This window comes from Nocardia sp. NPDC059195 (assembly GCF_042754695.1).
GTDB lineage: Bacteria > Actinomycetota > Actinomycetes > Mycobacteriales > Mycobacteriaceae > Nocardia.
In genome coordinates this window covers 37,602-63,118 of the sequence record NZ_JBHZBG010000034.1, presented here as the reverse complement: position 1 = coordinate 63,118, position 25,517 = coordinate 37,602, and the positions used below count along the sequence as shown (strand labels likewise).

Here is a 25,517-nt window from a genome sequence, read left to right as displayed (position 1 = left end):
TCTCGCTGTGGTCTCGAATGTCGGGGGTTGGAGTTGAGCCGTTCGTCAGGACAGTGCCCGACGCAGCTTCTCCAGTCGGCCGGTGGCGCTGCCGTCGATCACGTCGTCTCCGACGCGGACGACGACGCCGCTCAGCAGCGTCGGGTCGACCTGCACGTGCACGGTGACCGCCTTGCCGTAGATCCGCTGCAGGGAAGCCGACAGCTTCTCCTTCTGCTGATCGTTCAGCTCGACCGCCGAGTGCGCGTGGGCGACGATCTGGTCACGACGGGCCGCCGCCAGATCGGACAGGGCGTCGAAGGCGACGCCGATGTTGTTGGCCCGCAGTCGGGTCACCGCCTGCTCGGCCAGCGCCAGGGTGACCGGCTCGGCCTTGCCGGTGAGCAGTCGCTCGATCAGTTCGCGCCGCGCCGAGGCGGGCTTGCCGTGATCGGAGAGTGCCTGCTCCAGCTGCGGGTTGTCGGCGACGATGCGTCCGAGCCGGAACAGCTCGTCCTCCACCGCGTCCTGACGGCCACCGACGGCGGCCGACTCCAGCAGAGCCTCCTGCCCGAGCAGCACCAGGGTGTCGACCAGATCGCGGGTGCGTGACCAGTTCTGCGCCACCGCGGTGGTCAGCACTGCCTGCGTGGCAGCGCTGACCTTGCCGCCGAAGACCCGCTCACTGAGATCAGCGCGCGCCGAACCCGGAACCGCGGCGTCCGCGAGCGCCACACGCAGCGAACGCTGGTCGTCCAGCACGGCGACAACGGCGAACAGTTCCGACCCCGTTGTGGCCGCAACAGTTTCGCTTCCGGTCAGAGCGACCCGAAGCGCCTCGCGAGACCGGGTACTGGCCTCGCGGCTCGCTGCGTACATGCTTCTCACTTTCGCGTCGCTACCTTCCGACCCCGATGGCGTTGGTGTCGTCGAGTTCGCTGAGGAACTTGTCGATCGACGCCGCCTGCTTGGCTTCGTCCGAAACAGACTGACCGATGATCTTCTCGGCCAGGTCGACGGCCGTACGGCCGACCTCGGAACGCAGCTCCGTCAGGATCTGCTGGCGCTGGGCTTCCAGCTGGGAGTGACCGGCGGCGACGATACGGTCGCTTTCGGCCTGGGCATCCGTGCGCATCTGCGCGAGGATCTGTGCGCCCTGGGTGCGTGCTTCCTCACGGATGCGCGCGGCCTCGAGCCGGGCGTCGGCCAGCTGCTGCTGATACTGCTCCAGCGTCTGCTGTGCTTCGACCTGGGCTGCTTCGGCCCGGGCGATACCGCCTTCGATCTTGTCTGTGCGGTCTTCGAGTGTCTTGGTCACACGCGGGATCACGTATTTCCAGAAGAGCACGCCGATGATGACGACGCAGACGATCGACCAGACGATGTCGTACGTTTCGGGGACGAGAGGATTCACTTCCTCTCCGCCTCCGGCAGCGAGCGTGATGATGTCGCGCATCGGAATCAGAAGATGAAGCCGGCGACGAGGCCGATCAGCGCCAGGGCCTCGGTGAACGCGATACCGAGGAACATGGTGGTACGGATCTGGCCGGACAGCTCGGGCTGACGAGCGATGCCCTCGATGGCCTTACCGACGACGATACCCACGCCGATGCCGGGGCCGATCGCGGCCAGACCGTAGCCGATGGCGCCGAAGCCCTTGAAGGTGCTCTCGGTGGTCGCGGCTTCCTGGGCCAGGTAAGCGAGGCTCATGAATCTTTCCCTTTCTGTTGCTCACCCGCCGGTCGGCGCGTGTAGCAGGTTTCCGGTAGTTGGTTCAGTCAGGTCAGTGGTCGGCGGCGTGCTGGGCCTCGCCGATGTACACGGCGGCCAGCAGTGCGAATACGTAGGCCTGCAGCGCGATGACCAGCAGCTCGAACAGCGTGAAGCCGATGCCTGCCAGCAGCGAGAACGGCGAGAAGACCTTCATCCACGCGGTGGCGTCGAACAGGAAGAACCAGGTCGCGCTGAAGAACAGCACCAGCATGATGTGGCCGGCCAGCATGTTGGCCATGAGTCGGACGGTCAGCGTGAACGGGCGCAGGATGAAGGTCGAGATGAACTCGATCGGGATCAGCAGCACGTGCAGCGCGATGGGCACATCGGGAACGACGATGCTGTGCCGGATGTAGGAGAAGAACCCGTACTTCCGGATGCCGACGAAGTTGTAGGTGATGTAGACGATCGCGGCCAAGACCAGCGGCATGCCGATGCGCGCATTGGACGAGATGTTCAAACCTGGAATCACACCGGAGAAGTTCAGGAAGAGAACCGTGAAGAAGATCGTCGCCAAGAGCGGGAGGAACTTCTTACCGTTTTCCTTACCGAGTACTTCGTCGGCGATCTGCTCCTTGACGAAAACCACACCGGCTTCCATCACGTTCTGCAGGCCGCGCGGCACGATCTTCGGCGAGCGGAAAGCCAGCAGGAACACGATCACCACAACGGCGGTCATCAACAGGCGGACCAGCATCAGACGATCGAGTTCGAACGGCGTACCCTCGAACAGCACTGCTGGAGGGAAGAAGTCGGACAGCGATGGCGCGTGGAACTCGCCCGCCGCCAAAGTGATGACGCTCAGCGTTCTCTCCCGTGTTCGGGCCGCGGGTACGACGGTCATTCCCGCGGTTCGATCGGACATTGACGATCAATGGGGTCGACTCTGGTCGGCTCGAAATTCGACAGCCGCTCGTACGGTGTAACGCGCACTGCTTCTGTTCGGGCGTCGGCGACATCGTCGACATGCTTCAACCGGGCACATTCCACCCGGATCGGCAGTAAGCATAGCGGCACCGGGTGGGATCGTTATGATCCCCCCTGGTAACTCGAGGCAATGCCCCGAGTTGGTCGGGCCGAGCCTCTAGCTTGGGTGCTTGCTTACCAACACTTTACCAAGCTATCTACGACAGTGTGTAGCTGGGTGGGATTATTCCTGCTCGGAAGCCGTTTCGCTGTCTCCCGCGCGTGTCGTAACGTACGGAACCTTCTGGCTCACAACGCCGTACGTCTCGGCACCCAGAACGATCAGCAGGGCTCCTACCACTGTAAAGAACAGCGCGGGCCTGCTGTAGAAGTCGAATTGGTTGAGCACGAGGATCACCAGCAGCGCCACCAGCATCTTGCCGACCCAGCTGACCAGCATGACCGCGCCCGCCATCGTCGGCGGCAGCTTGGCACCGAGCAGCACCGCGACGACCGTGGTGAGGATGAACCCACCACCGATCGCGGCGCCGAACAACGCGCCCCACAGACCGGGCATCCCGGCCACCGCGGAGGCGATCGCCACGGAGACGACCACGAGCACGCCGAGCCCGATCAGGCCGTAGCGCAGCGCGGCGCGCAGGGGGGCGTCAGGGCTTGGCACGGTTTTGGGTGTAAAGCTCACGGCCCGAACTTTACCTTGCACGACGAACTCAGTGCTGCGTCGACTCTGTTCTGCGCACGGACGGGATCGCGGTCACTACCAGCGCGAACACCAATCCACCTGCCACCAGCAAGACAACGAGGCGTCTATCCATCAATGAAGTTCCCACCGCGCCGAACGCGAGTACGCCGACCCATAAATAGATCAGCAAGACCACGCGCCGGTGCGAATGTCCGATCTGGAGCAATCGGTGGTGAAGATGCATTTTGTCCGGTGTGGAGAAACTCACGCCGGCGCGCACCCGGCGCACGATCGCCAGCAACAGGTCGAGCACCGGAATGAACATCACCGCGCCGACCAGCAACAGCGGTGACAGCAAACCCACAATGTCGCGCGGGCCGTAACCCTGTAGCGGAATTCGGCCGGAGGCGCCGGTGGATACCGCGGCCAAGATCAAACCGATCATCATCGAGCCGGTATCGCCCATGAATATTCGGGCAGGCGAGAAATTGTGCGGCAGAAATCCGAGGCAGGCGCCCGCCAGTGCGGCGGCCAGCAACGCGGGCGGATAGGTGTCGACCGAGCCGCCCTGGTCGTAGAGCAAACCGATGGAGAACACGAAAACCGCGCTCGCGCAGATCAAGCCGAGGCCGGCGGCCAACCCGTCGAGTCCGTCGACGAAGTTCATCGCATTCACCAGGGTGACGGTGATCCCGACGGTGACAAGCCCGCCCTGCAATTGGTCGAGCACGACGGTGGTGCCGTTGAACGGGTTGTAGATCACGTACCAGCCGAGGCCCATCATGGCCATCGCGCCCGCCGCGGTGATCTGGCCGACGAATTTGGTGAGCGCGTCCAGGCCCCACCGGTCGTCGATGATGCCGACCAGCACGATGATCGTGGCGGCGACCAGCACCGCCGGAATATCGGGGGTGTAGTCGAAACCTCTTCGCAGCGCGGGCAGCTGGTGTGCGAACAGCACGGCGGCGACGACACCGAAATAGATGCCGAGTCCGCCCATCCGCGGGATCGGCTTCACGTGCACGTCGCGCTCACGTGGCACCGCCACCGCGCCGAACGCGATGGCGAGAACCCGGACACCACCGGTAGCCAGGAAGGTCACCGTGGCCGAGACGAGCAGCACGAGCAGTAGCTCGCGCAGGGGAACGACTGAGCTCATCAGTGGCGTGCGATCACCGCTGCGCGGAGCTGATCAGGGCTTCCGGCACCATCCCGAGCACCTCCGCGATATCGGCCACCGGCACAGCACCCTCCCGCAACACCCGCGGCTGGTCCGCGGTGAGGTCGACGATCGTCGAGGCGACGGCGTGCTCGGCCGGACCACCGTCGAGATACACACTCGCCAGCGACCCCAACTGCTCACGCGCTTGCGCGGCGGTGGTCGCGGGCGGCTGCCCCGACACATTGGCGCTCGATACCGCCAGCGGGCCGACCTCACGCAACAATTCGAGCGCCACCGGATGCAACGGCATCCGCAACATCACCGTGCCACGGGTATCCCCGAGATCCCACGCGAGCGAAGGCGCTGCCTGCACAACAAGACTCAGCGCACCGGGCCAGAACGCGCGAATCAGGTCCCTGGCCTGCGGCCGCACCGAGAAAACCAGTCCATCGATCGTGTGCCACGACCCGACGAGCACCGGCACCGGCATATCCCGCCCGCGCCGCTTGGCGGCCAGCAGATCGCTCACCGCCGCGGAATCGAACGCGTCGGCGGCGAGTCCGTAGAGCGTGTCGGTAGGCATCACGACCAACCGACCGGACTTCAACGCGCTGGTCGCCGCGGTAATGCCCGCCACACGCGAATCAGCTTCAGCGCAGTCATAGACGGTACTCACCCTGTTCCGCCTCTCCGAGTATTTAGCCGGTCTTAGGTGCGGCAAGAGTGTAGCTCTCGGGCCGACGGTCGAATGTAGGGGGACTTTCCCGCCTCTGGCGCGCCTGTTGGCCAGACCGAGGCGCGAGACGATTCACGTTGGCGGCCAGACGATGGTCGGGGCTGGGTCGGCCCGTACCCGGTGAGTTACCCATGTCGGTGCGAGATCAGCTAGCTCGATAGATGCTCGAAGTGTGCTGAGCGCCACGGCAACTGTTCGACCATGGGGTTCGATCGCGGTCGGTGATTGCCGCTAACGAACTGACGTCGTCGTCGGACTCGGTCAGGATCAGCGGCGGGCGACGACGAAGCGGGGCTTGTCGGCGAGGTCGGTGTGTTCGACGATGTCGGTGAAATCGGCGTCCGCGAGTAGCGCCGCTACTCCCCCGCCGTTCGTGTCGTCGTGTTCGATGCCGGTGGCGCCTCCGGGGCGCAGGAGGCGGGCGATGGTGGGGGTCATCGCGCGAATGATGTCGAGGCCGTCCGGGCCGCCGAAAAGGGCACGGTGGGGGTCGTGGTCGGCCACCTCGGGGTCGAGGATCGCGTCTTCGGGGATGTAGGGCGGATTGGTGACGACCAGGTCGACGCGGCCGGTCAGGCCGGTGAGCAGGGCTGGGTCGGTGACGTCGTCGGCGTGCAGGGTGATCGGAGTGTCGCCCTCGGCGATGCGGGTGTCGGCGTTGCGGCGCGCCCAGATGAGCGCGTCGGCGTCGAGTTCGACGGCGTGGACCTCGGCGTCGGGGCGGGCGTGCCCGATAGCGAGCGCCAGCGCGCCCGACCCGGTACACAGGTCGACGACGACCGGTGCGTGGTCGTGCGGGAGGGTCCCGAGGTAGGCCAGAGCCCACGCGAACAACAGTTCGGTCTCCGGGCGCGGCACGAACACCCCGGGGCCGACGGCGAGGTCGATGTCGCCCATCGCTGCCGTTCCGATCAAGTGCTGCAACGGAATCCGCGCGGCCCGCTGTTCGACCAGCGCGCGGTACCGATCGGCGATCTCGGGCTCGACCATCGGGATCAGCGCCAGCCGCATGCGCTCGGTGCCGAGCACATGGGCGGCCAGGTTCTCCGCATCCGGCAGGGGCGAACCGACACCCGCCTCAGCCAGACGCGCGGCGGCTTCGATGATCAGCGGACGCAACCGGAGTCGTTCGGTCACTGGATCACCCCGCGTACCCGGGTGCCCTGCGCGGTCATGCGGGCCCCATTTCCGGGCGCTGACCGCTGATGGCGGCAGTATTCGGCACGCTCGCGCGCCCGGTGGTTACGCGGGCTGCCGCCGCCGAACAGCTCATGTCGGTTACTCGGCAGCCATGCGCGCGTCGCGATCGGCCTTGCCGAGCGCGTCGAGGAGCGCGTCGAGGTCACCATCGAGGACGGCATCGAGATTGTGCGATTTGAAACCGATGCGGTGATCGGCGATCCGGTTCTCCGGGAAGTTGTAGGTCCGGATTCGTTCGGAACGGTCGACCGTGCGGATCTGGCTCGCGCGACCGGCCGCGGCTTCCTGGTCGGCCTGTTCCTCGGCCAGTGCTTGCAGCCGGGCGGCGAGCACCTGCATGGCGCGCGCCTTGTTCTGCAGCTGGGAACGTTCGTTCTGGCAGGTCACCACGATGCCCGACGGCAGGTGGGTGATGCGGACCGCGGAGTCGGTGGTGTTGACGCCCTGGCCGCCCTTGCCGGAGGACCGGTAGACGTCGATGCGCAGGTCGGTCTCGTCGATCTGCACCTGCTCGACCTCGTCGGGCTCGGGGTAGATCAGCACGCCCGCGGCGGAGGTATGAATGCGGCCCTGCGATTCGGTCACCGGCACGCGCTGCACCCGGTGCACCCCGCCCTCGAACTTGAATCGCGACCACACCCCGTCGCGCGTGGCGTCCTTGCTCTTGATCGACAGCGTCGCGTCCTTGTATCCGCCCAGGTCGGAATAGGTGACGTCGAGCGTCTCCACCTTCCACCCGTGCCGCTCGGCGTAGCGGATGTACATGCGCGCCAGATCCGCCGCGAACAGCGCCGATTCCTCGCCGCCCTCGCCGGACTTCACCTCGAGCACCACGTCGTCGCCGTCGTGCGGGTCGCGCGGGGCGAGCAAGTCGGCAAGAGCCTGCTCGAGCTCCACGAGCTGTGCTTCCAGGCCCGGTACCTCCGCGGCGAACGAGGCGTCGTCGGAGGCCAGCTCGCGGGCGGCCTCCAGGTCGTCGCGCACGGTCTCGAGCTTGCGATAGGTGCTCATCACCGGCGCCAACTCGGCGAATCGCTTGCCCACCCGTCGCGCCGCACCCGCGTCGTTGTGCAACGACGGATCGGCGAGCTGAGCCTCGAGGCCCGAGTACTCGGCCAGCACGTCGTCGATGGCGGAGGGAGCCGTCTGGTCGGCCATGCGTTGAGCTCCTACTTGAATGGTCACGGCTGGGGAGGTCTTGACCGGGCCGAAGGCCCTTCTCGGCCGCCTCGATCTGGACTGACTGGAGGGTGCGACGAAGGAGTGCCCGGAGGGAGGGAAGATCGAGGCCGACAGGCCGAGAACCGCGGCGCCCGCGCCGCCAAAAACCAACGCCCGGCCTGCGTGAGCAGTACCGGGCGTCGGCTGAGGTAACTAGGAGGCGTCTTCGGCCTTCTTGGCACCCGCGCGCTTGCCGTAGCGAGCCTCGAAGCGAGCCACGCGGCCGCCGGTGTCGAGGATCTTCTGCTTGCCCGTGTAGAACGGGTGGCACTGCGAGCAGACCTCGACCGAGATCTGGCCGGACTCCTTGGTGGAGCGAGTCTGGAAGGTGTTGCCGCAACCACACACAACGGTGGTCTCGACGTACGTGGGGTGGATTCCTGCCTTCATGGGCGTCCTCTCGATAATGGTCGCCGGGTCGTAGCCCCATGGAGTGGAGTACGTGAACCGGAACCGACTAGGCGGGAGTCTGCGAGAACTCGCAGACACACAGCGGTCCAGTATGCCAGATCAGGCCGCACCCACTCAGAACACCCCCCACCTCCAGTTTGTTCCCCGGAAACAACAAGGGCCCCGCCGAAGCGGAGCCCTTGTCGCAGTCCTAGACGATCACTCGTCGAGAGCGCTCGGTGCAGTCTTGGAGACCGTCATCAAGAACTCGAGGTTGTTCTTGGACTTGCGCAGACGATCCATCAGCAGATCGATCGCCTGGTGCGAATCCAGACCCGACAGCACACGCCGCAGCTTGTGCACGACCGCCATCTCGTCGGGCGAGAGCAGCAGCTCGTCGTGCCTGGTGCTCGACGGGTTGATGTCCACCGCGGGGAACACGCGCCGCTCGGCGATCTTGCGATCGAGCTTGAGCTCGGCGTTGCCGGTGCCCTTGAACTCTTCGAAGATCACCGTGTCGCCGGTGGAACCGGTCTCCACCATCGCCGTGGCGATGATGGTGAGCGAGCCACCGTTCTCGATGTTGCGGGCCGCGCCGAGGAAACGCTTCGGCGGGTACAGCGCGGTCGAGTCGACACCACCGGAGAGGATGCGGCCCGAAGCAGGCGAGGAGTTGTTGTACGCACGACCCAATCGGGTGATCGAATCGAGCAGCACCACAACGTCTTTGCCCATTTCCACCAGACGCTTGGCACGCTCGATGGCGAGCTCGGCGACGGAGGTGTGGTCACCCGGCGGCCGGTCGAAGGTGGAGGCGATGACCTCACCCTTCACCGAACGCTGCATGTCGGTGACCTCTTCGGGACGTTCGTCGACCAGGACAACCATGAGGTAGCACTCGGGGTTGTTGATCGAGATCGCGTTGGCGATGTCCTGCATGATCGTGGTCTTACCCGCCTTGGGCGGGGACACGATCAGCGCACGCTGGCCCTTACCGATCGGCATGATCAGGTCGATCACGCGCGTGGTGAGCTTGTTCTGCGCCGTTTCCAGGCGCAGCCGCTCGTTCGGGTACAGCGGGGTCAGCTTCTGGAACTCCGGCCGACGACGCGCCGCCTCCAGCTCACCGCCGTTGATGGTGTCCAGGCGAACCAGCGGGTCGAACTTCTGTCGCTGGTTGTTCTGCTCGCCGTCGCGCGGGGCACGCACCGCACCGGTGATCGCGTCACCGCGGCGCAGGCCGTTCTTACGGACCAGGTTCATCGACACGTACACGTCGTTGGGGCCGGCGAGGTAGCCGGAGGTCCGCACGAACGCGTAGTTGTCGAGGACATCGAGAATGCCGGCGACCGGCTGCAGAACGTCGTCCTCGCGAATGTCGTAATCGCGGGCCTCGCTCTGGCCACCGCCGACGGGACCACCATCGCGGTCACGGCCACGACGACGCTCACGGAATCGACGACCCCGGCGACCGCGGCCGCCTTCCTCGTCGTCACCACCGCGGTCGTCGCGGGGACCGCGATTGCCGCCGCTGTTGCCGTTCTGGCTCTGATTCTGGTTGCGCTCGTTCTGATTACGGTCGCCACCGCCGGTGCGCTCGCCACGGTCGTTGCCGTTGCGATCGTTACCGCCACGCTCGCCACGCTCGGCGCCGTTGCGGTCGCCTCGATCGCGTCGGCGTTCGCCCTGGTCGCCACCCTCGGCCTTGTCGGCCTGCTTGGTCTCCTCGGCGCGGTTCTCGGCGGGGGCATTGTCGCCACCACCGGAACGGGCCTGGTCACGCCCACGGCGCTGCCTGCCACGACCACGCTGACCACCATCGCGACCGGAATCCTCGCCTGCGTCGGCGGGGGCATCGGTCTTGACCTGCTCGGTCGCGGCCGGTGCGGCCGGAGCCTCGGCGGTCTTGGCCTCGGTGGCCTTGACCTCGGCGGGAGCCTGCTTCTCGGCGGGCGCGGCCTGCTTCTCGGCCTTGGCGGGCTTATCCACCTTCGCGGGCGCTTCGGACTTGGCAGGCGCTTCGGTCTTGGCGGGCGCGTCGTTCGCGACAGGCGCGGTGGCCGTCACGGCGGCGGCGGGCTTGTCGCCCTTGGCAGGCGCTCCGGATTGATTTTCCTTGATAGCGGCGATGAGATCGCCCTTACGCATTCCGGAGGTACCTCGGATACCGAGCTCCCCCGCCAGTGCGCGCAACTGCGGCAACAGCATTCCAGTCAGCCCCGATCGTGCGACGTCGGTTTGTTCGCTCATTTTCGAAATCTGTCCGGATTCACTTTCGCGGCTGCCCGAGTTCGTAGGGTTGGAATCCACCCCGGGTGTCGCGAGCAGGTCCGTTTCTGTCACGGAAGTCCTTTCCTTCCCTCGAATGCCGTGTGCTGATTCGAGGGTTCCGTTCCGTAGACCCGGCAACATATGCCGAGCTCGGATTATGCGTCCATGTTCGACGCCTGTGCCGTACTACCCGCCGCGGGAGGACCGGAGGCCTTCGCCACCAGAAGACAGTGGTGAGGGGAGCGATTGCCCTGATGAAGCACCGGCGTCTGATGCGCACGATGTACGGACTTGCTCAGAATAGCTGCCTATTGCGAACAACGGCAAGGCAGGCACGCCGTCAGCCGATCGATACCCCGTCTGCAATGCCCGGCTCGACCACCCGCAGACCGTCCAATTCCGCCTGTTTGCGCAGGTCATCGGGGAATTCTTCGGTGGCCAAGGCCAGAATTGTCGGGCCGGCGCCCGAGACCGTCGCGGCGATACCCGCGGCGCGCAGCCGCGCGATCCACTGGGTTGTCAGCGGTAGCGCGGGGGCACGCTGGGCTTGGTGCAACCGGTCGGCGGTGGCCGACATCAGCAGATCGGGGCGTTCGGTCAGCGCGACGACGGCCAGCGCCGCCCGGCTGACATTGAACGCCGCGTCACCGTGGGGCACCTGCTCGGGCAGCAGCCCACGGGTGTGCGCCGTGGAGGAGCGCTCCTGCGGGATCAGGACCACCGGGCGCAGCGCGGGCGCCGGGGTGAGCCGCACGGCCCGGTAGGCGCGGGCCTGCGCGGCATCGGTTTCGGTCCACGACACCACGATTGCGCCGAGCACGCTGGCAGCGGCATTGTCGGGGTGGCCTTCGAACTCCGAGGCGAGCTGCACCAGCCGGTCGTCGTCCATGCGCAGCTCGGGGTCGAACTTCGCGGCCAGCCCAGCGCCCGCGGCCAGCCCGCCGACCACGGCCGACGCGCTCGAACCCAGCCCACGCGAGTGCGGAATCACGTTGCGGCACACCACGTCGAGACCGTCGGCCCACACACCAAGCGATTCCAGTCCACGCTCGATCGCGCGGACCACCAGATGCGTTGGGCCCCAAGGCACGTCGTCGGCGCCTTCACCCTCCACCCGGATGTCGAGTCCCGATTCGGTGGTGCGCACCACGATTTCGTCGTAGATGCCCAATGCCATTCCCAGGCAATCGAATCCGGGACCGAGATTGGCCGTGGAGGCGGGAACACGCACGGTCACTTCGAGACCGGCGGGCAGGGTCGCTGTCATCAGCGTGGGCTCGGGTGCGGCCAACTCAGGCCAGCTCGAGTTCGCGGGCGATGGCGATCGGGTCGACGGCGATCGGCTTGACCTCGGGCATTCCGGCCAGCGCGTTGTCGGGGTCCTTGAGACCGTTGCCGGTGACGGTGCACACGACGGTCAGCCCCGAATCCAGCCAGCCTTCCGCGCGCGCGGCCAGCAGCCCGGCCACGCTCGCGGCCGAGGCGGGCTCGACGAAGACGCCCTCTTTCGCGGCGACGAGGCGGTAGGCGGCCAGGATCTCGTCGTCGGTGGCCGCGCGGAACGCACCACCGGACTGCTCCTTGGCCTCCATCGCACCGTTCCACGACGCCGGGGCGCCGATCCGGATCGCGGTCGCGATGGTCTCCGGGTCCTTCACCGGCGCGCCGTTGACCAGCGGCGCGGCACCGGCGGCCTGCACGCCGAGCATGCGCGGCAGCACCGAGGTGATGCCGTCGGCGTGGTATTCGCGGTAGCCACGCCAGTAGGCGGTGATGTTGCCCGCGTTACCGACCGGCAGCACGTGCACATCGGGTGCCTTGCCGAGCACGTCGCAGATCTCGAACGAGGCGGTCTTCTGGCCTTCGATCCGCGCCGGGTTCACCGAGTTCACGAGGCCGACCTGCGGGAACTCGGCGGTCACCTTGCGCGCCAGCTCGAGGCAGTCGTCGAAGTTGCCCTCGACCTGGATGATCTTGGCGCCGAGCATCACGGCCTGGGCCAGCTTGCCCATCGCGATCTTGCCCTGCGGGATCAGCACCGCGCACTCCATGCCCGCGCGGGTGGCGTACGCCGCGGCCGAGGCCGAGGTGTTGCCGGTCGACGCGCACAGCACGGCCTTCTGGCCGCGGTACTTGGCGTCGGTCATCGCCATCGTCATGCCGCGGTCCTTGAACGACCCGGTGGGGTTGGCACCCTCGACCTTGAGATACACCTCGCACCCGGTGAGCGCGGACAGGTGCGGCGCGGGGACCAGCGGGGTACCGCCCTCGAACAGGGTCACCGGCTCCCAGTCGGCCGCACCGGCCAAGCGGTCGCGGTAGGCAGCGATCAGACCGGGCCAGCGCGAGTGCACACCCGTCTGGGGGGCGATGCCGTTCGTCATTCTTCGGTGCCTTCCAATCTCAAAACGCTGGTCACAGCTGTGACGGATTCCATCTCAGCCAGTACTGCGACAGTATCTGCCAGCGACGACTCCACCGCATGGTGGGTGACGACCACGAGCCGGGCGCCGTCGCCGTGGCCCTGCTGACGCACGGTGGAGATGCTCACCCCGTGCTGGGCGAAAGTGTCCGCGACCGCGGCGAGGACGCCGGGACGGTCCTCCACCTGCAGGTTCACGTGGTAGCGGGTGGGGGTGTCGCCGATCGGCGCGATCGGCAGCTCAGCATAAACCGATTCGCCGGGCGCGCGACCACCGTAGAACTTGTTACGCGCGGCCATCACCAGGTCACCGAGCACGGCCGACGCGGTGGGGGCGCCACCGGCACCCTGCCCGTAGAACATCAGGCGACCGGCGTTGTCGGCTTCGACGACAACAGCGTTGAACGCGCCGTTGACCGAGGCGAGGGGGTGCTTGCGCGGGATGAGCGCAGGGTAGACGCGCACCGAGACGCGATCCTTGCCGCCCTCTTCCAGCGTCGGCTCGCCCGGACCGGCCGAGACGCGCTCGCAGATGGCGAGCAGCTTGACCGTGCAGCCGACGGCCGACGCGGTCTCCAGGTCTTCGGCGGTGATCTTGGAGATGCCTTCGCGGTAGACATCGGCCGCGGTCACGCGGGTGTGGAACGCCAGCGAGGCCAGGATCGCGGCCTTGGCGGCGGCGTCGTAGCCCTCGACATCGGCGGTGGGGTCGGCCTCGGCGTACCCGAGGGCGGTGGCCTCGGCGAGCACGTCGTCGTAGGCGGCGCCGGTCTCGTCCATCGCGGAGAGGATGAAGTTGGTGGTGCCGTTGACGATGCCGACGACCTTGTTCACCCGGTCACCCGAGAGCGACTGGATCAGCGGCCGGACCACCGGGATCGCCCCGGCGACGGCGGCCTCGAAGTACAGGTCGGCGCGGCTGCGCTCGGCGGCGGCGGCGAGTTCGCCGGTGTAGTCGGCCAGCAGCGCCTTGTTCGCGGTGACGACGGACTTGCCCGCGCTGAGCGCGTCGCCGATCAGCTTGCGGGCGGGGTCGATGCCGCCCATGACCTCGACGACCAGGTCCACGTCGTCGCGGGCGACGAGCGCGGCGGCGTCGGTGGTGAGCAGCTCGGCGGGCAGACCGCGGTCCTTGCTGATGTCGCGCACCGCGACACCGCGCAGCACGAGCGGCGCTCCGACGCGCGAACGCAGGTCATCGGCGTGCTCGCGCAGCACGCGAACCACCTCGGTGCCGACGGTGCCCATCCCGAGCACGGCTACGCCGAGTGGACGCCCCGCATCGTTGGTGCCGTTCATTCTTCCACCTCCAGGCTGAGCAGGTCCGCCACCGTTTCCCGGCGCAGAATCAGACGAGCCGCACCGTCTCGTACCGCGACCACGGCGGGTCGGGTGAGCAGGTTGTAGCGGCTCGACATCGAGTAGCAGTACGCGCCGGTCGCCGCGACGGCCACCAGGTCGCCGGGGGCGGCATCGGCGGGCATCCAGGTGTCACGAATGACGATATCGCCACTCTCGCAATGCTTTCCGACCACACGCGCGACGACGGCATGAGCGTCCGACGAGCGCGAGACCAGACGGCAATCGTAGTCGGCCTGGTACAGCGCGGGGCGGATATTGTCGCTCATCCCGCCGTCCACGCTGACGTAGCGACGGCGCGCGCCACCGTCGAGTTCGACATCCTTGATGGTGCCGACCTCGTAGAGGGTGACGGTGCCGGGGCCCGCGATGGCACGGCCCGGCTCCACGGCGATGGTCGGCTCCGGCAGCCCGGCACGGGCGGCCTCGGCTGCCACCAGGGCGCGCAGCTTGGTGGCGAACTCGCCCAGCGGCGGCGGGTTGTCGTTCGGCAGGTACGAAATGCCGAGACCGCCACCCAGATCCAGGGTCGAGATCTGCGCGGTGCGGTCGATGCCGAACTTGTCGATGGCCTCGCGCAGCAGGCCGAGCATGCGGCGTGCGGCGATCTCGAAGCCGTCGAGTTCGAAGATCTGCGAGCCGATGTGGCTGTGCAGGCCGACCAGGCGCAGGTTGTCGGCCTCGAAGACACGGGCCAGCGCTTCCATGGCGTCGCCACCGGCGATCGAGAAGCCGAACTTCTGGTCCTCGTGCGCGGTGGAGATGTATTCGTGGGTGTGCGCCTCGACGCCGACGGTCACGCGGACCAGCACGTCCTGCACCACGCCCGCCGCACCGGCGACCGCTTCGAGCCGCTCGACCTCGTAGAGCGAGTCGACGACCACGTGACCGACACCGGCCGCGACGGCCGCTTCGAGCTCGGGCACCGACTTGTTGTTGCCGTGTAGCGCGATCCGCTCGGCCGGGAACCCGGCGTTCAGCGCGACCGCCAGCTCGCCGCCGGAGCACACGTCGAGGGACAGGCCCTCGTCGCGGATCCAGCGCGCGATCTCGCCGCACAGGAACGCCTTGGACGCGTAGTGCACGCGGGCATTCGGCCCGAACGCGGCGACCATGTCGCGGCAGCGCGAGCGGAAGTCGTCCTCGTCGATCACGAACAGCGGCGTGCCGAACTGCTCGGCGAGCGCGGTGACGGGCACGCCCGCCAGCGCGACCACACCGTCGTCAGCGCGCGCGGCATTGCGCGGCCAGACGTTCGCGGGGAGGTCGATCATCTCCCTCGGGTCGGTCGGGCGCTCGGCCAGACTCGGTGCGTGCGGGATCTCTGCGTGCCGGGGACCGGCCGGGTGTGCACTCATTTCGGTGCGTCCTCTCTGAAAAGAATGCCGGTGTTCACATGCGCTCCGGTGCGCTCACGCCGAGCAGGGCCAGGCCGTTGGCCAGCACCTGACGGGTCGCCTTGACCAGTTCGAGCCGGGCCGCGTTGAGTTCGGTGACGGCGTCGTCGCCCTTGGGGAGCACGCGCATGTCGTCGTCGGACTGGAACGGGTGGTAGACACCGGCCAGTTCTTCGAGGTAGCGGGCGATGCGGTGCGGCTCGCGGGTATCGGCGGCGGTGGCGACCACGCGCGGGAAGTCGCCGAGGGTGCGGATCAGATCACCTTCGCGACCCGACGTCATCAGCGCGAAATCCGGTTCCACAGAAGCGAATTCGGGATACTTCGCGGCATTGCCGATGATGCTGTTGGTCCGCGAGTGCGCGTACTGGACGTAGTAGACCGGGTTCTCGCTGCTCGCCTTGGTCCACAGGTCGAGGTCGATGTCGATGCTCGAGTTCACCGAGGAACGCACCAGCGAGTAGCGCGAGGCGTCGACGCCGATCTGCTCGACCAGGTCGTTGAGGGTCACCACGGTGCCGGCGCGCTTGCTCATCTTCACGGCGACGCCGTCGCGCACCAGATTCACCATCTGGCCGATCAGCACCTCGACGGTGTCGGGGTTGTCGCCGAACGCGGCCGCGGCGGCCTTCAACCGGCCGATGTAGCCGTGGTGGTCGGCGCCGAGCATGTAGATGGCCAGGTCGAAGCCGCGGCCACGCTTGTTCTGGAAGTAGGCGATGTCACCGGCGATGTAGGCGGCGTTGCCGTCGCTCTTGAGGACCACGCGGTCCTTGTCGTCGCCGTATTCGGTGCTGGCGATCCACCACGCACCGTCTTTCTCGTACAGGTTGCCCGAGTTCTTGAGCTGCTCGACGGCCTGTTCGACGGCGCCCGAGGCGAACAGTTCGCTCTCGTTGAAGTACACGTCGAAATCGGTGCCGAACTCGTGCAGGTCCGCCCGGATCTGGGCGAACATCTGCTGCACGCCTTCGCTGCGGAACACCTCGTGACGCTCGTCCGCGGACAGGGTGAGCACGTCGGGATGCGCGGCGACGATGCCCGCGCTGATCTCGGCGATGTACTCGCCCGCGTACCCGTCCTCGGGGGTCGGCTCGCCCAGCGCGGACGCTACGAGGGATTTCGCGAAGCGGTCGATCTGCGCGCCGTGGTCGTTGAAGTAGTACTCCCGGGTCACGTCGGCGCCCTGAGCGGCCAGGATGCGACCCAGCGCGTCACCGACCGCGGCCCAGCGAGTGCCACCGAGGTGCACCGGCCCGGTCGGGTTCGCGGAGACGAATTCGAGGTTGATCTTGGTACCCGCCAGCGCGAACCCGGTGCCGTAGATGTCACCCGCGGCCAGGATCTGGCTCACGATCGCGCCCTGCGCCGAGGCGGCGAGACGGATGTTCAGGAAGCCGGGACCGGCGATCTCGGCCACATCGATGCCCTCGGTCGCCGACAGCGCCTCGGCCAGCCAGCCGGCCAGCTCGCGAGGGTTGGTTCCGACCCGCTTGGCCACCTGCATGGCCACATTCGTGGCATAGTCGCCGTGTTCGGGGTTGCGCGGGCGCTCCACTGTGACCTGCTCGGGCAGGACCGACGAGTCCAGTCCGCGTTCGACAAGCACCTTCGCCGCGGTGGTACGAAGGAGATCTGCAAGGTCAGCTGGAGTCACGAGTCTCTATCCTATTGGCTGGGCCCCTTGCAACCACGACCGCCCGCCATGAACCCACCGATCCACACGTCGAAAGAGCACAACGAGCGATGCCTAGCAGGACCAGCGCCACATCAGCCAAGGCCGTGCGGGCCGCGGGGAAGTCGTCTCCGTCCCGCAAGACCCGCAAGAGCAACCTTCCGGGCAAGAAGCGGGACACGCCATGGGCCCTTCTCGGCGCCGGCGTTGCCATCGTCGCGCTGATCGGCCTGCTGGCCTACAGCCTGGTGCCCAAGTACCTGGACCAGGCCGCGATCCGCGAAGCCCAGACCGACCTCAAGGAATGGGTGCCCTCCAAGGAGAACCAGGACCCGTCGGCCAAGATCGACGGCGTCGTGAAGTCGGAGTACCCGGCCGGCCTGCACGTGACCGCCAGCCAGCGCGTGGCCTACGACAAGACCCCCGCCTTCGGTGGCCCGCACGACGGCGCGTGGGCGAACTGCACGGGCACCGTGTACGCCAAGCCGATCCGCATGGAGAACGCGGTGCACTCGCTCGAGCACGGTGCGATCTGGATCACGTACAACCCCGACAAGGTCGACGCGGCCGGTGTCGAGAAGCTGTCGAACTTCGTCAAGGGCCGTCAGTACTCGCTGATGTCGCCGTACCCGGGTCTGGACTCGGCGATCTCGCTGCAGTCGTGGGGCCACCAGCTCAAGCTGGACAACGCCGACGACGCGCGAATCAAGCAGTTCATCTCCGCCCTGCGCGAGAACCCCTACGCCTACCCCGAGGTCGGCGCGAGCTGCTCGAACCCGATCTTCGACGCGAACAACCCGCCGCCGTTCGACTCCACCCCCTACGGTCCGGAAGCGGTGCCGATGGACGGTAAGGGCCTGACCCCCGACGCGACCGAACTCGGCGGCGGCGGCACCGGCTCCGGCATCCCCGGCCTGCCGAACATCCCGGTGCCGGGCGGCCTGCCCTCGGGTCAGTAGTGAGCGCGCAGGAAGAGAGCACGGTCGAACCCGACGACATCGCACCCGAGCCGAGCGCACGACGCCCGGCCGGGGCGGTGCTCGTCCTCGGCGCGATCGGTCTGCTGCTGCTGGGCGCGGTGGCGGGCGTGCTGTTGCGGATGCCGCTGGAGAAGAACTCCGAACCCGAGCCGAGCGCTGTCGATATCGGTTTCAGCCAGGACATGTCGGCCCACCACGCGCAGGCCGTCGACATGGCCGGGGTGGCGCTGATCGCCTCGACCGACAACGACGTGCGCCGCCTCGCCTACGACATCCTGACCACCCAGCAGAACCAGATCGGCCGCATGCAGGCCTGGTTGCAACTGTGGGGCGAGTCCAACCAGAACGTCGACGGCTACATGGGCTGGATGACCGACGAGCACGGCAGCACCGGCCACCACGGCGGTGCGACGGCCGGACCCGCGATGTCGGGCCCGATGCAGTCGATGCCAGGGATGGCGAGCCAGGAGGAGATGACCGCGCTTCGCCAGTCCACCGGCCCCGCCCTCGACACGATGTTCCTGCAACTGATGCTGCGCCACCACCAGGGCGGAGTCCCGATGCTCGACTACGCCGCCGAGCACGCCGACACCACCGCGGTCCGCACCCTGGCCGCCACCATGTCGAAAACCCAAGAGGGCGAATCCCAGCTGATGACCACCATGCTCGCCACTCGCAACGCCACACCCCTGCCCTTCGAGTGACCACCGCGGCCGGACCGGCCCAACCCCCGGTCCGGCACGGTTTTTGGCGCACCGCACTCGATGCGATACGCTGTCGCTGCCCGATCGCCTCACCGCGACCGGCATCTATCCCGCCCTCGTAGCTCAGGGGATAGAGCGTCTGCCTCCGGAGCAGAAGGCCGCAGGTTCGATTCCTGCCGAGGGCACACACGAAGAAGGCCCCCGACCAGCGCATCAGCTGGCGGGGGCCTTTTTCGTCGGTATGGAGCGGCTGAGCATCCTCGGTCATCGGCATTTCAGGATGCTCCGGGTGTGCACGCTACGCACTGTCTCGCCTGCTCGCTGAATCCGAATGTCCGCACTTCCGTGCGGTTCCCGGCCGCTGCGTGCGCGAGGATCTCTCATGTCACCCGCCGGTACTCCTGTCGCTTGTCGCGATCGCGCACGATGATGCCCAGCGCCTGCAGGCGCCGGTGGAGGTCCGATGCGGTGTCGGACTCGTTGTCGGACAGAGCGCTTCGACGCCGACGAAGAAGCTCGTGGGCCTGTTCGTCGAGGTCGGGGTGTCCATTGGTCCAACGGGTGAACGTGCCTTCATGGGGGTTGGCATCGGTCCAGGGATAGCGATGTGCGCTGAATGCGTCGGTGACCGCGCGTGCGTCCAGGTCGTCAGCGTTGCGTCGGGCGAGTTCGCGCTCCGTCGAGTCGATGAGAACCAGGTCCTTGCCCTCGCGGAACACCGCGTGCACCTTCGATCGAGGAATGTAGAGTTCGTCAGCGTCCACGCTCAGGAGTACGCCGTCGGAATCGACTGTGATAGCGAGGGATTCACCGATTGCACGGAGGGCGAGCACGACGCCTGCGGCGATGCCGACGATGGTGAGGATCGGTACCGACCAGGTTGTGGGGAGTTCAGCGAGGATCTCGAGTGGTCCGGGCACGGTGGGCCAGGTGTTGACGGCCCAGCGCGACATCGGGGGTGCAGCGAAACCGAGCCCGAACCCGGCGACGGCGCAGACCGCGGCGAGTGTCCACGGGGCTGCGGGGGCGATAGCGATTCGGGTCGCGTCACGCTTGGTCATTCGATGCCCGTTCCTCGTGTCCGGTGAGGTAGCGCAGCACAATCGTGCGGATTGTGTCGACCGGCTCCACCGCGCCGGGATCGCTGGCGTACAGGAACGCCGAATCGGCGATTGCGCGAATCCACGTCGCGGTCGCGGAAGGGTCGAGTGCGGGGTCGATCAAATCGTGTGCCCGACGCAGCAGGTGCGTCAGTCCCGCATTCACTATGCCGTCGTTCTCCTCGAGGATCGTGGCGAGGAGCGGGTCGTGTCCGACTTGCCGGATCACCTCCACCACGAGCCCAGCCGCCGCGGGGTCTGTGGCGGGTTCGACGAGTTCGGCCACCATGTCGAGAATCGCCGCGAGTGGATCTCCCGGCTCGCTGTGGCGTTCGACGAGCGCTCTTGATGTGGCGAGATCTTGCTCGAAGATCGCCCGGAACACACCACGCTTGTCACCGAAATAGTGGAACACCGTCGCGGAACTGAGGCCGACGGCATGAGCGATCGCGGTCACGGGGGTGGCGTCGAAGCCCCGCTCGGCGAACAGCACCGCTGCGGCGCCGGTAATGGCAGCGCGACGTTGGGCTTGAAGTGCGGGATCGGCAGTGCGGGCCATGGTCATCAGGCTAACAATTGATTGACTGACTAGTCAATCAATCAGGGTGTCGTCGTGCCGGCCTGCGCTGACTGCCGGTAACCACTACGACCCCGGAACGGACGAGCCGCACGAGGAGATCTCCGCCGAGTCCGCCGAGCGATTCATCGAGAGTTGGCGCGCATCGAGGGCGAGCCGAGAGGCCGAAGTCGAGCCGTGATCGATCCAGCGCCGACATCCGCGACAGCTGAGTGCGCGCAGGATGACAAGAGGGGGTTTCGCGCAGCGTGGCGGATGATCGGCCGAATTTGGCCGGACCGGATCGGCAGGCTACGGTACGCCGAAAGCTTGGTGTACCCAGTTTCGATTTTGGTTTGATCTCGCACGGTTCCATAGGTTTTGGGGGTCAACGCCCCCGATGACATCAGGAGCGTTGCCATGACGAATCCACAAGAGCCCGTCGATCCGGGGATGCCGTCCGGGCCGCCGGGGTATCCGCATGCGGGGTCCGGGACCGGGGGGCCGCCGGGGCCCGAGTATCCGGGTGGGCCCGATGTGTTCGCGCCGCCGCCTGCGCCGAAGAAGAAGCGGACCGGGTTGTTCATCGCGCTCGGTGTTGTCGCGCTGGTGGTGATCGGCGCCGTGGTTACCGGCGTAGTGCTCACGATGCAGGGGCGTACGCCGTTGTCGTCAGACGAGACGCAGATCGATGTCGCGGTGCGCGATTTCTACGACACGCTCGATTCCGAGGGTTTCATCGCCGCCGCGCAGCTGGCCTGCCAGGCCGACCGCACCGAGATCGACAATCTCACCACCGAGCAGCGCGAGCAGTTCGACAAGGCGACCGTCCAGGTGACCATCGACGATGTCAAAGACATCGTCATCACCGGTGACAATGCGAAAGCGACGGTGACCGGACAGTTGACGCTGTCGGTGGAGGGCGAGGAACCCGATACCGAGTCGAGCACCGAGGAGCACCTCACCAAGGAAGACGGCACCTGGAAGATCTGCTCGGCGCCGGCCAACAAACACTGACCGAACACCCGGCGAGGGCTCCCGGCATCGCCCGGAACCACCGTCACCTGATTTCGCCGGTCGTACGCATCCCCGCACGTCACGCGGGGTATCTTCCTTAGGTAAGCCTCATCATAGGATGGGGATCCTTGGTGGAAGGACGCGAATGACCTCGCGCAGTTGGAAACCCCTGGCCGGGCTGATGGCGGTCGCCGTGGCGACGCTCGGCCTCAGCGCCTGCTCCTCCTCCTCGGGCAGCGCCGACGAGATCACCGTCTACAACGCCCAGCACGAGTCGCTCACCAAGGAGTGGGTCGCGGCGTTCACCGCGGAGACCGGCATCAAGGTCACCCTGCGGCAGGGTGGTGACACCGCGCTCGGCAACCAGCTCGTCGCCGAGGGCGCCAACTCCCCCGCCGACGCCTTCCTCACCGAGAATTCCCCCGCCATGGCGCTGGTGGAGAACGCGGGCCTGTTCGCCGATGTCGACAAGGCCACCCTCGACCAGGTGCCTGCCCAGTACCGGCCGTCCACCGGCAAGTGGACCGGAGTCGCTGCTCGCGCAACGGTTTTCGTTTACAACAAGGACAAGCTCCAGACCACCGGGCTGCCCGCCTCGCTGCTGGATCTCGCGCAGCCGCAGTGGCAGGGCCGCTGGGCGGCGGGCACATCCGGCGCCGACTTCCAGGCGATCGTGGCAGGTTTGCTCGCCTTGAAGGGCGAGGACGTCACCCGCGCCTGGCTGCGTGGCATGAAGGCCAACGCGACCAGCCTGCAGAACAATGTCGCGACCATGAAGGCGGTCAACGGGGGCAATCCCGATGGTGGCGTGATCTACCACTACTACTGGTACCGCGACCAGGCCAAGACCAAGGAGGGCAGCGCGAACACGGCGCTGCACTACTTCAAGAACCAGGACCCCGGCGCCTTCGTCAGCGTGTCGGGCGCCGGCGTGCTGAAGTCGAGCAAGAAGCAGGAGTCCGCGCAGAAGTTCCTGGCCTTCATCACCGCGAAGAAGGGCCAGGAGGTGCTGCGCGACGGCGATTCGATGGAGTACCCGGTGGCCAGCGATGTCGCCGCGAACCCCGCCTTGCCGCCACTGGCCGACCTGCAGGCACCCGCGATCGATCCGAGCAAGCTCGACGCGAAGAAGGTCACCCAGCTGATGACCGAGGCCGGGCTGCTGTAAGTGCGTGCCGCCCTAGCGAAGTCGACACCCCGGGTCGGTCGGCCCGGGGTGTTCGGCACGCTCGTCGCGCTGGTGCTGACGGCGGCGACTTTCGTGCCGCTGGGCTACATCGTCTCGGTGCTGTTCGACACCGGACTGAGTGAGGCTGCCGCGCTGGTGTTCCGGCCGCGGGTGGGTGAGCTGCTGGAGAACACCGCGCTGCTGGTGGTGTGCACGGTGCCGGTCTGTGTGGTGCTCGGGATCGGGCTGGCCTGGCTGGTCGAGCGCACCGATGTGCCGGGACGGGCCTGGTGGGGGCCGGTGCTGGTCGCCCCGCTCGCGGTGCCCGCGTTCGTCAACAGTTATGGGTGGGTGAGCGTCTTCCCGTCGATGCACGGGCTGTCGGCCGCCGTGATCGTGGCGACGATGTCGTATTTTCCGCTGGTGTACCTGCCGGTCGCGGCCACGCTGCGCAGGCTCGATCCGGCGATCGAGGAATCGGCGCGGGCGCTGGGCTCGGGGCCGGTGGCGGTCTTCTGGCGGATCACGTTGCCGCAGTTGCGATTGGCCTTGCTCGGCGGCGCGCTGCTGATCGGCCTGCATCTACTCGCCGAATACGGCGCGTTCGTGATGCTGCGTTTCGACACGTTCACCACGGCGATCTTCGAGCAGTACCAGAGCAGTTTCGCCGGTCCGGCGGGCAGCATGCTCGCGGGGGTGCTCGTGCTGTGCTGCCTGGCCCTGCTCGGTGGGGAGTCGCTGCTGCGCGGCGATGCGCGCTATGCCCGGCTGGGCGGTGGCGCGGCGCGGGCCGGGCGGCCGATCGCGTTGGGTGGGCTGCGGGTGCCGCTGTTCGGCGCACTCGCGGCGGTGGTCGTCGGTGCGCTCGGCGTGCCGCTGTGGACGATCGGGCGTTGGCTGTGGCTGGGCGGATCGGCGGTATGGGATTGCGCGGAAATCGGTGCGGCGCTGGGCCAAACGATCGGCCTGGCCGCTGCCGCCGCCCTGGTCACCACACTGTGTGCCTTCCCCGTCGCCTGGATCGCGGTGCGCTCGACGAGTGCCTTCGCCCGGCTGATCGAGGGTGCCAACTACATCACCAGTTCGCTGCCGGGCATCGTGATCGCACTCGCCCTGGTGACCGTCACCATCCGCTGGACACCGCCGCTGTATCAGACGGTGTCACTGGTCGTGATCGCCTACGCACTGATGTTCCTGCCCCGCGCGCTCGTGAGCGTGCGTGCCGGACTGGCACAAATACCGGTCGGCCTCGAAGAGGTCTCACGATCGCTGGGCGAATCGGCTTCGACCACCTTCTTCCGGGTGACCCTGCGCATGACAGCGCCCGCCGCTGCCTCGGCTGCCGCGCTCGTATTCGTCGCGGTGTCAACCGAACTCACCGCAACCTTGCTCCTGGCACCCACCGGCACCCGCACTTTGGCCATGCAGTTCTGGGCGAAGTCGGGCGAACTCGATTACGCGGCCGCCGCACCGTACGCCCTGATCATGATCATCGCCGCGGTACCGGTGACATACCTGCTGTTCACGCAGTCACGAAAGGCTGCGGGAGTATGAGCACGGCGGCTGTAGCAACCACGCACGACGCCCGAGCGTGTCGGATGAGCCGACCGCATCCGTCCGCGGGCGCGCGTAGTGGATCGCGGGCATTCCGGAAGGACGCAGCATGAGTCGGCTTGTCGTCGAAGGGGTTTCGAAGAACTTCGGTGCCACCAAGGTTCTCGATCACATCGACCTCGACGTACCCAACGGCACGGCCGCGGCGGTGGTCGGCGCGTCCGGCTGCGGCAAGACCACCTTGCTTCGGGTGATCGCCGGATTCGAGGGCCCCGATACAGGTTCGGTGCAACTTGGATCGGAAACCGTTGTCCACCAAGATATTTGCGTACCACCACAGCGCAGGCGAATCGGTTACGTCGCCCAGGACGGCGCCCTGTTCCCGCACCTGAGTGTCGCCGACAATATCGCCTACGGCCTGCGCACCGGCCTGCGCGGCGCCATCGACCGCCTTCGCCCCGGCCGCGATCGCCCTCGCGTCATCGAACTCCTGGCGATGGTCTCCCTCGACGCCGACTACGCGGACCGTAAACCTCATCAACTCTCCGGCGGCCAGCAGCAGCGTGTGGCCCTGGCTCGCGCACTCGCTCGCAAGCCCGACCTCATGCTGCTCGACGAACCGTTCAGCGCCCTCGACACGGGCCTGCGCGCCACCACCCGCCAGGCCGTGGCCGACACGCTGCGCGCCGCGGGCATGACCAGCATTCTGGTCACCCACGACCAGGAGGAAGCGCTCAGCTTCGCCGAACAGGTCGCCGTCATGCGCGCGGGCCGGTTCACTCATGTCGGGCCGCCGCAGCAGGTCTATCACCAGCCCGCCGACCTGTTCACCGCCCGCTTCCTCGGCGATTGCGTCCTGCTCGATGCCCTCTGCGAAGCCGATATCGCCAAGTCCGTGCTCGGCCCCGTTCCGGTCCAGCCAGGCGCCCCCACCGGCGAAGTGACCCTGATGATCCGCCCCGAACAGCTCGCCGCCCAGGTGATCACCGCCGACGAAGCACACTCCGGCCGAGTCACCGCAGTCGACTTCCGCGGCCCCGACGTCATCTTGACCATCGATCTCGCCGAGGGCGCGGGCACCGTGCGCGTCCGCCGCACCGGCATCGACGCCCCCGCCACCGGCGACCGCGTCCGCCTTACCGTCCACGGCCCCGCCGTCGCCTACTGACCATTGCGATCACACCGATCCCGAACCTCGTGACCAAGGCGCGGCTGAGTGGTTTCCAGCATGTCTGGAAATCCGG

Annotated in this window: 24 protein-coding genes and 1 tRNA gene; 7 read left to right on the top strand and 18 right to left on the bottom strand. The window is 67.2% G+C overall.

All coding sequences use genetic code 11. The annotated features are described in order from the left end of the window. Positions 1-45: 45 nt before the first annotated feature. From ACFXKN_RS29590 to argS, 16 genes are all read right to left on the bottom strand, one after another. Entirely contained in the window at positions 46-858 is an 813-nt protein-coding gene (locus ACFXKN_RS29590; RefSeq protein ID WP_378963592.1) for a F0F1 ATP synthase subunit delta, read from the bottom strand. Positions 859-877: 19 nt separating this feature from the next. Next, positions 878-1,435 (bottom strand): F0F1 ATP synthase subunit B, encoded by a 558-nt coding sequence (locus tag ACFXKN_RS29585; protein ID WP_378963593.1) that lies wholly within the window; start codon positions 1,433-1,435, stop codon positions 878-880. A 5-nt stretch (positions 1,436-1,440) separates the two neighbouring features. Beyond that, the gene (locus ACFXKN_RS29580) at positions 1,441-1,689 is read right to left on the bottom strand and encodes an ATP synthase F0 subunit C (protein ID WP_056817903.1); all 249 of its coding nucleotides are present in this window, start codon (positions 1,687-1,689) and stop codon (positions 1,441-1,443) included. 73 nt (positions 1,690-1,762) lie between these two features. After that, positions 1,763-2,617: a F0F1 ATP synthase subunit A gene (atpB, locus tag ACFXKN_RS29575; RefSeq protein WP_378963594.1), complete on the bottom strand. Its 855-nt coding sequence runs from the start codon at positions 2,615-2,617 to the stop codon at positions 1,763-1,765. Positions 2,618-2,902: 285 nt separating this feature from the next. Beyond that, entirely contained in the window at positions 2,903-3,361 is a 459-nt protein-coding gene (locus ACFXKN_RS29570) for a hypothetical protein (RefSeq protein ID WP_378963595.1), read from the bottom strand. A gap of 28 nt (positions 3,362-3,389) precedes the next feature. Continuing rightward, on the bottom strand, positions 3,390-4,520 hold the full coding sequence (locus tag ACFXKN_RS29565) for an MraY family glycosyltransferase (RefSeq protein ID WP_378963596.1): 1,131 nt from the start codon (positions 4,518-4,520) through the stop codon (positions 3,390-3,392). Positions 4,521-4,533: 13 nt separating this feature from the next. After that, a complete protein-coding gene (locus tag ACFXKN_RS29560) occupies positions 4,534-5,199 on the bottom strand; it encodes an L-threonylcarbamoyladenylate synthase (protein WP_379434242.1) in 666 nt (221 codons plus the stop codon). Between the two features lie 327 nt (positions 5,200-5,526). Then, positions 5,527-6,396 carry a peptide chain release factor N(5)-glutamine methyltransferase gene (gene prmC / locus ACFXKN_RS29555; protein ID WP_379434241.1) on the bottom strand — a complete coding sequence of 290 codons (870 nt, stop codon included), beginning with the start codon at positions 6,394-6,396 and terminating at the stop codon, positions 5,527-5,529. A 141-nt stretch (positions 6,397-6,537) separates the two neighbouring features. Further along, the gene (gene prfA, locus ACFXKN_RS29550) at positions 6,538-7,617 is read right to left on the bottom strand and encodes a peptide chain release factor 1 (protein WP_379434240.1); all 1,080 of its coding nucleotides are present in this window, start codon (positions 7,615-7,617) and stop codon (positions 6,538-6,540) included. Positions 7,618-7,833: 216 nt separating this feature from the next. Then, on the bottom strand, positions 7,834-8,070 hold the full coding sequence (gene rpmE, locus ACFXKN_RS29545) for a 50S ribosomal protein L31 (protein WP_067447685.1): 237 nt from the start codon (positions 8,068-8,070) through the stop codon (positions 7,834-7,836). Positions 8,071-8,289: 219 nt separating this feature from the next. Further along, complete coding sequence (rho, locus tag ACFXKN_RS29540) at positions 8,290-10,413, bottom strand: transcription termination factor Rho (RefSeq protein WP_379434239.1); 2,124 nt, start codon at positions 10,411-10,413, stop codon at positions 8,290-8,292. Between the two features lie 268 nt (positions 10,414-10,681). After that, entirely contained in the window at positions 10,682-11,608 is a 927-nt protein-coding gene (gene thrB, locus ACFXKN_RS29535; protein ID WP_379434243.1) for a homoserine kinase, read from the bottom strand. Positions 11,609-11,633: 25 nt separating this feature from the next. Continuing rightward, entirely contained in the window at positions 11,634-12,725 is a 1,092-nt protein-coding gene (gene thrC, locus ACFXKN_RS29530) for a threonine synthase (protein WP_379434238.1), read from the bottom strand. Further along, positions 12,722-14,062: a homoserine dehydrogenase gene (locus ACFXKN_RS29525; RefSeq protein WP_379434237.1), complete on the bottom strand. Its 1,341-nt coding sequence runs from the start codon at positions 14,060-14,062 to the stop codon at positions 12,722-12,724. Before ACFXKN_RS29525 ends, thrC begins: the two co-directional genes overlap by 4 nt. Continuing rightward, positions 14,059-15,480: a diaminopimelate decarboxylase gene (gene lysA, locus ACFXKN_RS29520; protein WP_378963609.1), complete on the bottom strand. Its 1,422-nt coding sequence runs from the start codon at positions 15,478-15,480 to the stop codon at positions 14,059-14,061. The genes ACFXKN_RS29525 and lysA overlap by 4 nt, the downstream gene beginning before the upstream one ends. A gap of 34 nt (positions 15,481-15,514) precedes the next feature. After that, positions 15,515-17,176, bottom strand: a complete 1,662-nt coding sequence (argS, locus tag ACFXKN_RS29515) for an arginine--tRNA ligase (protein ID WP_379434236.1) — start codon at positions 17,174-17,176, stop codon at positions 15,515-15,517. Positions 17,177-17,265: 89 nt separating this feature from the next. Between argS and ACFXKN_RS29510 the strand changes: the two genes are divergently transcribed. From ACFXKN_RS29510 to ACFXKN_RS29500, 3 genes are all read left to right on the top strand, one after another. Next, positions 17,266-18,153 carry a DUF3105 domain-containing protein gene (locus tag ACFXKN_RS29510; RefSeq protein WP_379434235.1) on the top strand — a complete coding sequence of 296 codons (888 nt, stop codon included), beginning with the start codon at positions 17,266-17,268 and terminating at the stop codon, positions 18,151-18,153. Beyond that, on the top strand, positions 18,153-18,878 hold the full coding sequence (locus ACFXKN_RS29505; RefSeq protein WP_378963612.1) for a DUF305 domain-containing protein: 726 nt from the start codon (positions 18,153-18,155) through the stop codon (positions 18,876-18,878). Before ACFXKN_RS29510 ends, ACFXKN_RS29505 begins: the two co-directional genes overlap by 1 nt. 112 nt (positions 18,879-18,990) lie before the next feature. Next, positions 18,991-19,063: transfer RNA gene (locus tag ACFXKN_RS29500), tRNA-Arg, on the top strand. A 195-nt stretch (positions 19,064-19,258) separates the two neighbouring features. Here ACFXKN_RS29500 and ACFXKN_RS29495 read toward each other — a convergent pair. Together ACFXKN_RS29495 and ACFXKN_RS29490 are read right to left on the bottom strand one after the other, a co-directional pair. Next, positions 19,259-19,939, bottom strand: a complete 681-nt coding sequence (locus ACFXKN_RS29495) for a hypothetical protein (protein WP_378963613.1) — start codon at positions 19,937-19,939, stop codon at positions 19,259-19,261. Further along, positions 19,926-20,537: a TetR/AcrR family transcriptional regulator gene (locus tag ACFXKN_RS29490; protein ID WP_378963615.1), complete on the bottom strand. Its 612-nt coding sequence runs from the start codon at positions 20,535-20,537 to the stop codon at positions 19,926-19,928. Before ACFXKN_RS29490 ends, ACFXKN_RS29495 begins: the two co-directional genes overlap by 14 nt. Before the next feature lie 417 nt (positions 20,538-20,954). On the opposite strand from ACFXKN_RS29490, the gene ACFXKN_RS29485 reads away from it, so the two are divergent. From ACFXKN_RS29485 to ACFXKN_RS29470, 4 genes are all read left to right on the top strand, one after another. Continuing rightward, on the top strand, positions 20,955-21,551 hold the full coding sequence (locus ACFXKN_RS29485) for a hypothetical protein (RefSeq protein ID WP_378963616.1): 597 nt from the start codon (positions 20,955-20,957) through the stop codon (positions 21,549-21,551). 145 nt (positions 21,552-21,696) lie between these two features. Next, positions 21,697-22,719 carry an iron ABC transporter substrate-binding protein gene (locus ACFXKN_RS29480; RefSeq protein WP_378963618.1) on the top strand — a complete coding sequence of 341 codons (1,023 nt, stop codon included), beginning with the start codon at positions 21,697-21,699 and terminating at the stop codon, positions 22,717-22,719. Then, positions 22,720-24,273 carry an ABC transporter permease gene (locus ACFXKN_RS29475; protein WP_378963620.1) on the top strand — a complete coding sequence of 518 codons (1,554 nt, stop codon included), beginning with the start codon at positions 22,720-22,722 and terminating at the stop codon, positions 24,271-24,273. 109 nt (positions 24,274-24,382) lie between these two features. After that, positions 24,383-25,441 carry an ABC transporter ATP-binding protein gene (locus ACFXKN_RS29470; RefSeq protein ID WP_379434234.1) on the top strand — a complete coding sequence of 353 codons (1,059 nt, stop codon included), beginning with the start codon at positions 24,383-24,385 and terminating at the stop codon, positions 25,439-25,441. Positions 25,442-25,517: the final 76 nt, after the last annotated feature.